The 793-nt window shown below is 73.6% G+C and carries 1 protein-coding gene; it reads left to right on the top strand.

Translation table 11 applies throughout. The annotated features are described in order from the left end of the window. Positions 1–746, top strand: a 746-nt coding sequence (locus tag AAAX31_RS10065) for a transposase (RefSeq protein ID WP_349077112.1), incomplete at its 5' end; no start/stop codon positions are given. Between the last annotated feature and the right edge of the window lie 47 nt (positions 747–793).

Consider the following 793-nt stretch of genomic DNA (forward strand, 5'->3'; position numbering starts at 1 on the left):
TCAGGGACCTCGCCGGGGCCCACGACGCGGCGACCGCGAGGCTCGCGGCGGCGAAGCAGCGGCTCCTGGCGTTCCTGGCCCGCCGTGGCTACGCCTACGGCGGCACGACGCCGGCCGGAAACCCCCGGAGGTACTGGACGTACGACTTCCTCAGGTGGCTCGACAAGGTCCGGCCCGCCGACGACGGCGGCATCCGGGCGCTTGCGGCGCTGAGGAGCGAGGTCGAGGCGGCCGCCGAGACGCGCGACGACCTCCTCGCCGAGTACAGGGCCGCCGTCGCGGCGGGCCCCCTCTCGGCGGAGGTCGAGGCGCTCCAGTCGATCAAGGGGTGCGGGTTCGCGCTCGCCGCCGCCTTCGCGTCCGAGGTCGGCGACTTCTCGAGGTTCCGCTCCGGCAGGCAGGTGACGTCCTACTTCGGCCTCGCCCCGAAGCAGAGGTCGAGCGCGGACTCCGTGCGCCTCGGCGGGATCAGCGGGGCCGGCAACGCGCTCGTCAGGAGGCTGGCAGTCGAGGGGTCCTGGAGCTACGTCCAGGCGAGCCACCAACCGAAGCTGATGCCCAAGGGCAGCGGCGTCCCGCTCGAGGTGAGGATGCACGGGAGGAAGGGTTCCGAGCGCCTGCTCCGGCGCCGCGAGGAGATGCTCGCCAGGGGCATGCCCCAGGCGAAGGCGAACGCCGCCACCGCCGCCGAGCTCGTGAGGTGGCTGTGGGCCCTCGGCGCGATGTGCCGGGAGGCAACCGAATAGACATAGCCCCCGTCCCGGCGAGCCGGGCAGCCTTCGGGGATACCCCC

This window comes from Collinsella sp. CLA-ER-H5, assembly GCF_040092375.1.
Lineage (GTDB): Bacteria > Actinomycetota > Coriobacteriia > Coriobacteriales > Coriobacteriaceae > Collinsella.